Source organism: Flavobacterium sp. SP2 (genome assembly GCF_057626655.1).
The window spans coordinates 36,003-48,727 of record NZ_JBVHBT010000012.1 but is presented as its reverse complement, the minus strand read 5'-3'; the positions used below and the strand labels follow the sequence as shown (position 1 = coordinate 48,727).

Annotated in this window: 11 protein-coding genes and 1 tRNA gene; 3 read left to right on the top strand and 9 right to left on the bottom strand. The window is 30.7% G+C overall.

Features of this window, described 5'->3' with window-relative positions; translation table 11 throughout:
* Nucleotides 1-123 (top strand): T9SS type B sorting domain-containing protein (locus ACZ098_RS16985; RefSeq protein ID WP_487312343.1); only part of this gene is annotated, 123 nt, incomplete at its 5' end.
* 416 nt (nucleotides 124-539) lie between these two features.
* Here the strand turns inward: ACZ098_RS16985 and ACZ098_RS16980 are convergent.
* Both ACZ098_RS16980 and ACZ098_RS16975 read right to left on the bottom strand, forming a co-directional pair.
* Nucleotides 540-620, bottom strand: a tRNA-Tyr gene (locus ACZ098_RS16980).
* A gap of 106 nt (nucleotides 621-726) precedes the next feature.
* A complete protein-coding gene (locus tag ACZ098_RS16975; protein WP_487312959.1) occupies nucleotides 727-1,854 on the bottom strand; it encodes a redoxin domain-containing protein in 1,128 nt (375 codons plus the stop codon).
* Nucleotides 1,855-2,015: 161 nt separating this feature from the next.
* Here ACZ098_RS16975 and ACZ098_RS16970 point away from each other — a divergent pair, with 161 nt between their 5' ends.
* Nucleotides 2,016-3,974, top strand: coding sequence for an endonuclease (locus tag ACZ098_RS16970; protein ID WP_487312958.1), 1,959 nt, complete (start codon nucleotides 2,016-2,018; stop codon nucleotides 3,972-3,974).
* 122 nt (nucleotides 3,975-4,096) lie between these two features.
* Here ACZ098_RS16970 and ACZ098_RS16965 read toward each other — a convergent pair whose 3' ends face one another.
* Nucleotides 4,097-4,588, bottom strand: coding sequence for a thermonuclease family protein (locus ACZ098_RS16965; RefSeq protein WP_487312957.1), 492 nt, complete (start codon nucleotides 4,586-4,588; stop codon nucleotides 4,097-4,099).
* 89 nt (nucleotides 4,589-4,677) lie between these two features.
* On the opposite strand from ACZ098_RS16965, the gene ACZ098_RS16960 reads away from it, so the two are divergent.
* Nucleotides 4,678-5,481, top strand: coding sequence for a hypothetical protein (locus tag ACZ098_RS16960; protein WP_487312956.1), 804 nt, complete (start codon nucleotides 4,678-4,680; stop codon nucleotides 5,479-5,481).
* A gap of 147 nt (nucleotides 5,482-5,628) precedes the next feature.
* Here the strand turns inward: ACZ098_RS16960 and ACZ098_RS16955 are convergent, their stop codons facing one another.
* The 6 genes from ACZ098_RS16955 to ACZ098_RS16930 all read right to left on the bottom strand — a co-directional run bounded on the left by ACZ098_RS16955 (nucleotide 5,629) and on the right by ACZ098_RS16930 (nucleotide 12,723).
* Nucleotides 5,629-6,048, bottom strand: a complete 420-nt coding sequence (locus ACZ098_RS16955) for a DUF6943 family protein (RefSeq protein WP_487312955.1) — start codon at nucleotides 6,046-6,048, stop codon at nucleotides 5,629-5,631.
* Between the two features lie 1,546 nt (nucleotides 6,049-7,594).
* Entirely contained in the window at nucleotides 7,595-8,365 is a 771-nt protein-coding gene (locus tag ACZ098_RS16950) for a phosphatase PAP2 family protein (RefSeq protein ID WP_487312954.1), read from the bottom strand.
* Complete coding sequence (locus ACZ098_RS16945) at nucleotides 8,352-9,068, bottom strand: hypothetical protein (protein ID WP_487312953.1); 717 nt, start codon at nucleotides 9,066-9,068, stop codon at nucleotides 8,352-8,354. Before ACZ098_RS16945 ends, ACZ098_RS16950 begins: the two co-directional genes overlap by 14 nt.
* 7 nt (nucleotides 9,069-9,075) lie before the next feature.
* On the bottom strand, nucleotides 9,076-9,834 hold the full coding sequence (locus tag ACZ098_RS16940; RefSeq protein ID WP_487312952.1) for a COG4705 family protein: 759 nt from the start codon (nucleotides 9,832-9,834) through the stop codon (nucleotides 9,076-9,078).
* A gap of 46 nt (nucleotides 9,835-9,880) precedes the next feature.
* The gene (locus tag ACZ098_RS16935) at nucleotides 9,881-10,762 is read right to left on the bottom strand and encodes a diacylglycerol/lipid kinase family protein (RefSeq protein ID WP_487312951.1); all 882 of its coding nucleotides are present in this window, start codon (nucleotides 10,760-10,762) and stop codon (nucleotides 9,881-9,883) included.
* A complete protein-coding gene (locus tag ACZ098_RS16930; RefSeq protein WP_487312950.1) occupies nucleotides 10,762-12,723 on the bottom strand; it encodes an LTA synthase family protein in 1,962 nt (653 codons plus the stop codon). Before ACZ098_RS16930 ends, ACZ098_RS16935 begins: the two co-directional genes overlap by 1 nt.
* Nucleotides 12,724-12,725: the final 2 nt, after the last annotated feature.

The window sequence follows — 12,725 nt, the reverse complement described above, 5'->3', positions numbered from 1 at the left end:
GGCACCGGATGGGATGGAACCTATAATGGTCAAATGCTACCAGCAACCGACTACTGGTTTACAGTAGAGTACTTAGAACAAACAGTGAAAGAATTTAAAGCCCATTTCTCATTAAAAAGATAATGATTTTTAAATAAGATGTAAACTCCCAATGAAGTGTGAACTTTATTGGGAGTTTTTTTTAATGTAAAAATGTAAAAGTCACTTAAGAAAAAGATAAGAATTTTAAGTGCTTTTTTAATTCAATATCTAGTAAAAAACGATTATAGAAATTAATAAATCTGTAAAGTTTGAGATGTAAGTAAATAATAAGTAACGACAATGATAATTGAAAAGTTATAGTCTGTTGTATTTTAAAAGTAAAATGACATAAAATATCTAGTTATATCAATACTTTTGAAATATAAATTAATTCACTAATAGGTCAAAAAAGAATAAATCATATCAACTTTAGATTTAAAATAGATATAAATGAAATTAGCTTTGAAAGAGAAAATAGTAAACAAAAAAAAGGACAAAATATAATTTTGTCCTTTCTGTGGGGAGAGCAGGATTCGAACCTGCGAAGTTTTCACAGCAGATTTACAGTCTGCCCTCGTTGGCCGCTTGAGTATCTCCCCAAAACCGAGTGCAAATATAATAACACTTTTAACTTAAACAAACTTATTTTTAATTAAAATTCTATTTATTTTTTAATCTTTTGGTAATGAATTAAATAAAAATAAATTATTTCGTATTAAGTATTTCAATAACTTTATTTCTCAGTGCATCTCCTGTCAAGTCACGAGCTACGATAACTCCATATTTGTTTAAAATAAATGTTTGTGGGATTGAATTTACCGCATACAGCTTGGCAATTGGATCATTCCATTCTTGTAAATTAGAAACATGATTCCATGTCAGTTGATCATCTGAGATTGCTTTTTTCCATTTTTCAGCATCTTTATCTAATGAAACTCCAATTATGTTCAATCCTTTTGCATGGAACTCGTTATAAAGTTTTACTACATTAGGATTTTCTTTTCTACATGGTCCACACCATGAAGCCCAAAAATCGATAATCGTTACTTTACCAAGTGATTCTTTTAAAGATAAAACCTTACCTTCTGGAGTTTTCGCTGAAAAATCTGGTGCTTTTTTACCAGAATCTGGAATTGCGAATTTTTTAATTAATTTTTCTAAACTTTTACCTTCAGAGGTATTTTTTAGTTCATCACTTAATGAGTTATAATAGTTTTGGATTTCTTTAATATTTACATCAAAATTATTAAACATTGACTTAATTAGTAATATAGAAATAAAAGAATCGTTGTTTTCCTTGATATAATTTAGAGTAAAATCTCTTGATTCTTTTATTAATTTATCATAATTAGCTTGTATTTTTTTTAATACTTCAGTCTTTTTAAATTGCTGTGCTACGATCGCTTTAGGACGATTTACTTTTTCAAAAGTTTCTAATTTTTTAGAAAATTTATATGTTTCTCTTGTAAATTTTTGTAATTCATCATTATTATGAGTTCCTCCGTATTCATTTTTCTGAATCGAATCTTTATCCATCTTAATTTTGATATCTCCACTTTCAAGAATTACATAAGCGGAACTTTTTTCACCTAAAACAGTAATGACATGCATTTTAGGTTCAGATATTTTTCCAGTAAATGTAAATTTACCATCTTTTAGTTTGGTAGTGTCTACGTTTATTGAACCTAATGAATCATCTTGCTTTTGCAGCACAACATATTTACCATTCGGTAAATCATTAATTTCTCCTTCGATTATAAACTCTCCTTCTGCAGATTTTCTACAAGAAAATAAAGTGCTTGCTAACACAATTATAATTGCAATTTTTTTCATTTTTAAAATATTATTTTATTGTGCAAAAGTATTATTTTTTTGATGAAAATGAATAGCATTTAAGATATGTTTTGGATATGATTTGTTAAGGTTAATTTATTTTGATTAATTATATTAAAAGCATATTTAGTGGTAACTTTGACAGATTTATATTTTTAGTTATGAAAAAGATTTTACTAAGTATTCTGTTACTGTTTTTAAATTTTGGTTATTCTCAAATTTTAATCAATGAGTTGGATTCAGATAATATTAGTGTTGATGATAAAGAATTTATCGAACTTAAATCAGCAGTTCCTAATTTTCCACTAGATGGTTATGTTTTAGTTTTTTTTAATGGGACGGGTACCAATGCGAATAAAAGTTACTACACTATTAGTTTAAACGGTTTAACAACCGATGTGAATGGACTTATTTTAATAGGAAATAACTTGGTCGTCCCAGTACCAGAACGTGTTTTTACTAATAGTATCATCCAAAATGGACCAGATGGTGTAGGATTATACAGCGGTTCTTCATTAGATTTTCCTATAAATTCATTGGCAACTACAAATAATTTGATTGATGCATTGGTTTATGATACTAGTGATCCTCAAATTCCTGCTTTACAATCATCTTTAGGTGTTACTGTTCAGGTAAATGAAAATCTTAATAATTTGGGTACAACTCAATCTATACAAAGAAAAATTGATGGTACATGGGAAGTAAAAGCACCCACTCCTGGAGCGAATAATGATGGTTCTGGAATTGTTTTTAATGGTATTACGATAACTACCAATGTTGCCAATAAAAATGAAGGCGATAATTTTCAAATTACATTTACAACTCAATCTAATGTAACATCAGATCTAAATTTTCAAATTACGTTAAATAATGGAACTTTTACTACTTCAGATTTTACCGGATCAACTTCGGTATTTATTCCATCGGGTTCTAATTCTTATACAACAACTATAACATTGGTTGATGATTTACTTGATGAAGGTGATGAGATTTTAAAAATTAAATTCGGAGCCTTACCGTTGGGATTTAATCGATTGAATGATAATGTTGAAATTAGAGTTGTTGATAATGATTTTACTACGTTACCATTTGGTACACCTTTAAATCCTACCTACGGTATTGTAAATTCTACTGCGCCAGCAAACTATTATAGTAGCTTGGAAGGATTATCAGGTAATGCATTGAAACAAGCGCTTCAAGATATTATTGCAAATCCTAATGTGGTTCGGGCTCATAATTATGGAGACATTACTGATATACTTAAAGTTGCCGATCAAAATCCTTTAAACAGCAATCAAGTTTGGCTGATGTATGTTGAAACTCCAAGAGCTAAACTAGATTTTCAAACTTCTTCAAGTAATGTGGGTTCTTGGAATAGAGAGCATATTTATCCGCAGTCGCGAGGCGGATTTGCCAATGCAACGTCGGAAACGCCAGACGGAATCAATGTTTGGTTACCAACTAATGCAGATGATATTGCAGCTGGACATGCTGATGCACATCATTTACGAGCAGAAGATGGACCAGAAAATAGTTCACGCAGTAATAAAGATTATGGTTTGACTGATTATAATGGACCAACGGGTACGCAAGGAAGTTGGCGAGGTGACGTTGCAAGATCAATTTTTTACATGGCAGTTCGGTATAATGCTTTAAATGTTGTGAATGGTAATCCAGCCGATGCAACAGTTGGTCAGCTTGGCGATTTAGCAACATTATTAAACTGGAATACAACCGATCCATCGGATGATTTTGAAATGAATAGAAACAACTATATTTATACGTGGCAAGTAAACAGAAACCCATTTATTGATTATCCAAACCTTGCTAATTATATATTTGGAGCAAATTTTGGACAGCCTTGGTTTTCAACCTTATCGAATGACAATTTTTCTGAATCAAAAATTGTTATTTATCCAATTCCAACAAAAAATTTACTAAATATATCAGGAGTTACTGCTAACGCAAATCTTGAAATTTTCAGTTCTCTTGGGATGAAAGTTTTTGAAACGAGTTTTTACGGTGAAACACAATTAAAAATAAATCTTTCATCAGGAATATATTTTACAAGAATAACATCTGAGGGTAAATCGATAATTAAAAAGATATTTGTAGAGTAACTACTTTCCGATACAATATTTGAAGGTTTTAGCATTTACAATAGTTGCCGAAGATTGGGCAACAAATAGCCATCAAAATGGGCTGAACATCAATAAATACAGGACAAATATAGACAAAATGTTTAAAATTTGTTTACTATCGAATATAATCCTTTTGAACTGTTTTTAGCTTGTAAATTCCATTCTTGATACATTGGAAGCATTTCACAAAACACGTCATTATATGGCTTTGCATAGCCTTCTTTAATCATTATTTCGTTTAAAACTCTACCATCTTTTAGAATTAAATAGCCTAAAAGTCTTCCGTATTTATCAACTAAATTATTTTGTTCCTGTACTAGTGTGCAAACATCACCCAAATTAACTTGATCTTTTAAAAAATTAAATGATAAATAACCAAGTTTGATTAGTAAAGCAGCTGGAACTTGTAATTCAATTTCGTCTTTTTTAATCTTCTTACAGTAGTTTATTTCTGGTGCATCAATACCATATAAACGAACTTCAAATTCTTTTTTTGATACAATATCTTCCAAAATTATTCCATCTCCATCAACAAATTTTACAATTTTGAGCAGACTTTTTGTAATGTTGGTTTCTTTAGCATTTAATTGCATTATATTGCTTTATTTAAGTTGTTGTTTATCAGTTAATTACAATGTAAATTTAATAAAAATTATTGTATAATTGCTAAAACACACAACAAATGGCAAAACAAAAAGGACATATTAAATATGTTGGGACGTTAGGAGAAGTTCGTCACTTCAAAATTAAAGGTAATGAAGGTTACTTTGCAGGTCTAAAAGGCGGTCCAACTGCCGAGCAAGTAAAAACTGCACCAGGCTTTATTCGTACTCGTGAAAATATGTCCGAGTTTGCAGCTTGTGCTAATGCTGGTAAATCAGTGAGAATTGGTTTGTCTGCTTTAATGAAACAAATGACAGATAGTCAATTTACAGGAAGACTAACTGCTATTATGAAAAAAATAAATATTGAGGATGGTTCAGAGGCAAGAGGTCAAAGAGCTGTTTTGGTTTCGCAACAGCCACAATACTTAAAAGGTTTGGATTTCAATAGAAATATTTCCTTTAACGGCATTTTTTCTGCTCCGTTTACTTTAACTGCAAACGTAGACAGAAACGAAAGTACTTTAAGTGTTCCGGCATTTAATCCTTTGAACTTTTTAAATATTCCATCAGGTGCAACACATTTCAGAATTATCAATGCTTTATCAGTAATCTCGGATTTTGTTTTCAATCCTGCTACTGGAGCTTATGAGCCAGCAGAACCAATGTTAAATGAAACATCAAACATTTCATATTCGCCTTACACACCTGTAGACGCAGTAACAACTTTAATTGATGTTGTTGCAGCTTTACCAGATGCTCCAACGATAACAACTAATGTTGCTGTTTTGGGAAGTATTGGAATTGAATTTTATCAGCAAGTAGGAGTGAACTACTATTTGTTCAATGCAGGTAATGCTATGAAAATTCAAGAAGTGTTCTAAAAAAGACCATCAGTTTGTAAAGTTTACTACTTTAAAACCAATTACCCTTTCGAAAGAGAGGGTTTTTTGTTTTGCATCAATTTGTCTATAATGGCGACTTATATAGGGCTAATGGTGCAAATAAGTGCGAAACAACTATGAAGTTTGTTATTTGCGATACCTGTATAAAATTACTCTTCTTATATCATTTATGAGCATAATATCCTCTTTGTATTGTTTTTCTTTTTTCTCCAGAAGTTTGAGAGCTGCAACATTTTTTTGATGCTGTTCGTGTTCTACCATCATCAATCTAGATTGTGGATTGAATTCTTTTTTGAAGTCTGGAAGGCGTAAAAACGGAATTACGGAACCAACTAAATGCTGGTGCCAAAATTTTGTTTGCCATAAACTATAAGCAATGAAAAAAAGGCTTTCGCAGTCCTCCTCGTTTTGAAAAATGATAACAAAACTGTTTGTAAATGGCTCTTTTTGTGGCTTTCCGCTGTTCATCCCTTTGTTAAGCAGGAATAAATGCGGTTTTGAATAAATCGTTCCAACTCGGTGGGTTTTGATGATAAAATTGGTCATAACATTCGGCTTTAAAAATTGATTAGATTTTTAATTTTTCGCGGATTTTCTCTTGAAATGCAGGTGTGCCTCGCTACGCTCGACCTATAAAATTTTTCAAAAGAAAAAAAAGAAAAAAAGAAAGCCGTCTGTTCAAGTGGAAGGTTTCAGATAAAAAAGTTTTTTAAAAAAAATACTACCCGATACATCAACGGAAGTGTGGGCGTGAAAGCGGAAGTGAGTGTTGATGCGAACCGTTATGGGTGGAGATTTTTTTTAAAACCCGTAGGGCTTGAACTTTTTTTTCTGAATACCTGGAACTTATCTTTGCTCTCTTTTTTTTTATTTTTTGTTTTGAATATCCAATCGGAATGTTCTTGTTTAAACGGATTTAGTCTGAAGTAATGGGAGTTGATTTGGAAGATAATCGTCTTTGGAAGTGTATCAATTTTTTGTAGATGGTTGACAGAATGTGTTAAGAAAGAAGGTGTGCTTTAACCATCTGAAAAATTGATACTCTTTCTTGGATTTGATTTTTGAGGATGCCTAATCGTCTTGTGAAAAAAGGAGTTTCAATTTAAACGGAAAGTTGTACTGAAAATGGAAAGCATCTTCAAAAAACAATGCATTATAATACCTAGTGGGACGGTGCAGTAGCGCGTGCAAGTGTATCATTTTTTTATTTGCTGACTGGGATGTTTCTGATTGCTTTTGTGGAAAAGTTGATGCCATAGATTTGAAAGAAAGATAATGCTTCAAGCTTTTAATACATTTTATGAGGAACGGTATGGCATCGGCTTTTCCGCTGAAGCAATTACTTGGGATTTTCTAGCAAATAAATAAATGATACTCTTGCTGGCTTCTCTTGATTTTGTGGGTGTTGTAAAATGCTTATTCCTATACCGTGACTATTAGAAATAGAGTTGATAAGCATTTTACAATACTTACAAAAGCAATGCAAATACTACCGATTTATGTGTAAAGTTGATAAAAACAGTTACCGTGAACGTTCTTGAAAGCAAGTATAACCGTAAAGTTTCCGATGAAATGGCGAACGTTGTTAAAGACAGTGGCGAAGGACGGTGTTTTTTGTAGCTGGGTGATGCGATGGGAGCTGCAAAAAATGTTGTCCTAGAGCCAATGGCAAGCGCGTTGGGTGTGGCGGCTGTTTTACATAAATGATATTATAGCTTCATTGCAAAAAACCAAAAAAACAATAAACTCGCTTTGTGATGAACTATAATACTCAATTATGTAACACAGCTTGGGGAAAAAATTACTGGCGCAAGTTGCGAAGCGTACGTGTTTTTTCTAAAAACTGTGCCAGTAATTTTTTTTGGAGCGTTGGCAAAGGAGTGGCAACTGAAATGTAAAACGTCCTTTTTACCACAGAATGAAAAAAGATATTCACGCTATTGCAATAGTAATTAGCGAAATGAAGCAAACAAAGAATTGATGCTAGGAATACTTGGACTAGGAGCAATTTTTGTGCAGCTGAATGAGATAATGATTTTAAAAAAGATACTTCTCTTTAACAAAAAGTATCTTTTAAAATTAATAGTAAACATTAAAACGTTTTTATGAAACCAACACCCAATTGTTTGCCGTTGTAAAAAGGTGCGATAGCTGACATACTATTTTTTTCCTTGGATTTGAATATTTTTTCCTGTATCCATGGATTTATCCAATAGGCAACTTTTGTGCTTAAAATTCCAATTCCAGCACCAGCGACTACATCGGTTAGCCAATGTTTGTCGTTGTAAATTCTGAATGCTCCTGTACCAGTAGCTATAATGTATCCCGAAATACCATACCAAATGGAAACATCTTTGTATTCTTGCCAAAGGAATTCTGCTCCTGCAAATGCTGTAGATGTATGTCCTGATGGGAAAGAGTTGAAAGCGGAACCGTCTGGGCGTTCTACTTTTGTAATTGATTTTAAACTTAGTACAGAAGTTGACATTAGTAAATATGAAGTACCTAAAATGATTGTTCTGTCTTTAAGGTTGTGTTTACCTTTTATTCCAAAAGCATTAAGACCATAAACCGATGCCGCTGGAAGGTATTGTGAAAAATCATCAATTGTGATTTTTTCATCAATGTTCTCGTTGACTTCTTCTTTTATACCAGAATTTACAAATTTTAATCCATCGCTTTCAATACCAATTACACCATAACCAATTAAAACTGTTGGAATAATAAGTTGTTTGTATTTGAATTTCAGATTTTCTTTTTTAGTATTTTTTAAACTATCTTTTTGTTGTAATTGTTGTGCGTTTGAATAGTAAGAACAGAAAGCGATAATTAAAATTATAATTTTATATTTATTTGATTTCATTTTTAGTTTTTTGATTAATGTTATAAACTATTGAAAAAATAATAATTAGAAAAATACTTGTGTAAATATTTCCAAAATTTAGCCCTGCTGGTTTAGAAATATAATTTCCAAAAGTGGCACCAATTGGGTGAATTATGATGATTGCTAACCAATAAAATAAATCTTTTGAAATTTGTTTGAAACGTAATAATAGAATTGATAAAATTAATAATGCAATTAATAAGATTGTACCGCCATCTGCTCCGAGTGGTGTATCGTTAGACAGAAAATCGCCCGATGTTGTTCCAAATGTACTTGAAGTGAGAATAGCAAACCAATAAAGAAATTCAATTTTCATTTCTGAAATTACACTTGGTTTTTTTGAAATTATTTTAATGGCAAGCAGTATCAAAAAGAACACCAAAATAACTGATAATGAACCATAAATAGTGCCTAAATTTAAATCGATACAAATTAAATCAGCAATATTTGTACCGCCAATATTACCAAGAATGATGAGCAACCAATAAAATAATTGATTGAATTTTTTGGTTAGAATAGAATATAGAATTGCAGAAACAAAAGTAGAAACAAGTAGTATTGAACCAATTTTGTAGCCTAAACCCAAATCTCTAGAAATATAATTGCCTACAATTTCGCCTGTTGTTGTGGCAATTATCATTAGTACCCAATAGATGAAATTTATTTTTGGTATGTGTTTCATTTTAATTTTAATTTGAATTAGCTTTTAGTTTTTTATGAGAATAATAAATTAGGAAAAGCATTATAATTAACGAAACTATTGATGCTTGCAGTGTACCTAAATCTAATCCGCCTTTAGCAAGAGGTTTGGTTAAAAAATCTCCAAAAGTTGCACCAAATGGTCTTGTAAAAACAAAAGCTAACCAAAATAAAAACACTTCGTTAATCTTAGTGTAATAGTGAATTAAAACGACCATTATGATAATTGAAGCAGTTATCAAAGCACCTTGAATGTAGCTCAGTCCAATAACATCCCCTAAATAATCGCCAAATGCAGTTCCAAGACTGTTTGAAAACAAAACTGCAATCCAAAAATATATTTCTTTCTTATTTTCTGTTATTGGATTAACATTCAAATTTTTATATTTTGAATACCACAGATAGAGTGTAAAAAGTAAACCTGATAACAATAGTAAACTACCTATTGTATAACCTAAGTGTAAGCTACGGTCAATGAAATCAGAAATTTCAGTACCTAATGTTGTAGTAGCTATTATAACCAACCAAAACGGTAATGGTTTATATTCTTTGGTTTTAAGTTGATTGTATAGAAGCACAATAAAAAAGACAACGGTTATTGCTATTCCTGTTAAATATCCCAAATTTAAAGTCATTGAAATAAAGTCTCCTAGAGTTTCCCCTAGAGTTGTTGCAACAATTTTCATAACCCAAAACAATATTGTTATTTCAGCTATTTTATTTGTTTTGCTAATTTTTGAAGTTTCCATTTTGTACAAGTTTAATTAATCTTTGATTGTATTAAAATTCAAAATATTAAGTCGATAAAATCTCCAATCCGTTTTTTATTATAGAAACATTAATTTTGTTAGTTCTCACATTGTAATATTCTCCATCAATTTGTATGTCAGTTCCAATATTAGTTGGAATTTCAATACTTAATTTCTGAACTAATGAATGTTGTGCTTTTTTAAACTTTTCGACTTTATTTGATAACACATGTATTCCCAAATTTAATTTATCTATAAAACTCAATTTATAAACCATCACTAAATCTAACCAGCCATCTTGTAAACTTGCTTTTGGTGTTAAACTCATTCCATATCCCATTTCGTTAGAATTAGAAACAAATAACAGAAAAGAGTTTGAATTTATTATCTGATTATTAAAAGCTAGTATCGTTTGAATTGGTTTAAATTGAAAGCTTGACAATATTGATGCTTTTAAATATGCAATTAAAGTTCTTTTTTTGTAAGTCTCATACTTTTTAATAATATGAGCATCAATACCGATACCCATATTACTAAAAAAATAATGTTCATTTACTTGTCCGACATCTATAGTTTGACTGTTTCCGTTTCGGATAATTTCTGTAGCTTTTTTTATTTCTTTTGGAATATTTAAGTTAGAAGCTAAACCGTTACCAGAACCAACTGGAATAATACCCAATTTAATTTTAGTGTTTATTAAACAAGATGCTACTTCGTTAATAGTTCCATCGCCACCACAAGCAACAATACAATCAGGTTTGTTGGCAATTGCTTTTTTTGTAAGCAGAATTGCATGTTTCTTATAGTTAGAGTAATCAACCTCAATTTTAAACTTTTCCTTTGGAAAATGTTTTTCTAATTCGGTTTTACCTATGTTATGATTACCCTTACCTGAAATAGGATTTATTATGAAATGAATGTAAATCATTATTTAAGTAATTTATTTGTAAATAAATAATCCGCCGTTTGATACCAAGAAATAGTTTCATCAAGAAAAGTTTTGTCCATTGGTAATTTTTTCAAACTATTATCTTTTTTATTCCAAGTATAAAAAGCTTGCTTTTTTTGGTCAGACAAAATCATTACTTTTTCTTTTTTCATCAATACTAACTTTCTGTAAGTACCCACTAAAGCACGTTCTTCAAAGTTAGGATTGAATACGTTTTTACCGAAGAAATTACTTTCATAATTCCAATTCATCATAGAAAATAAAGTTGGAAAAACATCTATTTGAGAACATTGTTTTTTTACTTTTTGGTTCATTTCTTGAGGAAAATTGACAATAAAAGCAGGAATATGATAATTAGCAACATCTATTTCGTCTTTACCTGCACTACTAGCACAATGGTCGGCGATAATAACGAAAACCGTATTTTTAAACCAAGGTTTATTCTTTGCTTTTTCAAACAGTTTTTTAATTGCGTAATCTGTATATTTTACAGCTCCTTCACGACTAGTTCCTGATGGAATATCAATTGCATTATCAGGATATGTAAATGGACGATGATTAGAAGTTGTCATTACAAAATTGAAAAAAGGCTTATTGTCTTTATAATGTTCATCGGCAACATTTAGCATTTTAGAATAAATATCTTCATCACAAATTCCCCAAGCATTTTCAAAAGTTACTTCGTTGTCGTTGATATTATTTCGAGTTGTTTTAATTTTATCACTCAAGACACTTCCGCGTCCACGATCATAAATTGTAAAACCATTTCCACCAAAGTAAGCGTTCATATTATCAAAATATCCATCGCCACCATAAAAAAAGTTTGAATTATATCCTTTGGATTTAAAAACATTTGATACAGTAAATAAGTTTTGATTTTCTGGACGTTTCACAATACTTTGTCCTGGTGTTGGCGGAATACAAAGTGTCATTGCTTCCATACCACGAACGGTTCTTGTTCCTGTGGCATATAAGTTATCGAAGAATACACTTTTTTGAACTAAACTATCTAAAAATGGTGTTATGTTTTGCTGGTTGCCAAACTCTTTCATAAAACTGGCACTTAGGCTTTCTACTAATATAAAAACTACATTTTTTTTACTTGGTGTAGCATTTGTAGTATCAGAAATTGTCCTGTGAATAGATAAGTTATTCGATTGAAATTTACTGTTATTGTCTGTTAATTTATTTCTAATGATATTGAAAGCTTCTTTGTCGTTTACAGATGTGTAAAACTCATTATAAACCATTTGATTGTTTCTGAAAGCAGAAAAAAACGAATAAATTCCTGATTTTGAAATTTCGGCATTGTAGCGATTAGAAGACCATTCGGCTTGATTGTTTGTTATAAATGATGTGAAAAACAAACAAGAAACTAAACCAATTCCTAATACAATACTTTTTTCTTTTAAAGTTGCGGTTTGTGAGAATGTATTTTTGAAGGCATTTCTTTTATAAAACAGCAATAAAACTAAAAAAACAATAGCCGAAACACCAATTATTAATACTGGTATTGGATACGATTCTTGAATATTTTTTACAACTTCGTGTGTGTAAATTAAATAATCTACTGCAATGAAGTTAAATCGGGTTTTGAATTCGACCCAAAAAGTAATTTCGGCAAAAAAGGTAAACACGAGTATAAAGGTTACTAATGTTGTGAAAAACCAAATGAAGATTTTATCAACCCAAGAGCCAATCCATTTATTTGGAAAAATGAAGTAATAAATAATGGCAGGAAATACAATAAAACTAATTGTACCAATGTCGAAAAACAATCCTGTTAATACTGTTCCTAAAACAGTAATAATGTTAAACGAAACTTCGTCGTATTGCCATATAAAAAAAATAACTCTTACTATTTGGGAGATAATAAGGAACCATATTACAAAAGAAAGTAATAAAGAGTATCTGCTTGATAAGTTGGTTTTTTTGAACATAA